Raw genomic sequence first — 278 nt, 5'->3', positions numbered from 1 at the left:
AGATGGCAACTTCAGTGTTCCAGTCAGCGCCTTGAAGGAAAATGACACCGTATCTGTTACAGCAAAAGATGCTTCAAACAATACATCAACACCGACAACCGTTACCGTACCAGATACGACAGCTCCAGTAGCCCCAACTGTGAACCCAGTTACCGCAGGTGCTACAGCCGTCACAGGTACAGCCGAAGCCGGTTCAACTGTAGAAGTTACTCTTCCAGATGGCTCTAAGGCCACAGCAACAGCTGATCCAGATGGCAACTTCAGTGTTCCAGTCAGCG

At 50.4% G+C, this 278-nt stretch carries 1 protein-coding gene; it reads left to right on the top strand.

The features are described from left to right. Window positions 1-278, top strand: a 278-nt coding sequence (locus AX663_RS10865; protein WP_231724234.1) for an Ig-like domain-containing protein, incomplete at both ends; no start/stop codon positions are given.

It is taken from the genome of Streptococcus sp. CCH8-H5, from assembly GCF_001556505.1.
Lineage (GTDB): Bacteria > Bacillota > Bacilli > Lactobacillales > Streptococcaceae > Streptococcus.
The sequence above is the reverse complement of the archived record's forward strand: the minus strand, read 5'-3'. Positions and strand labels throughout refer to the sequence as shown.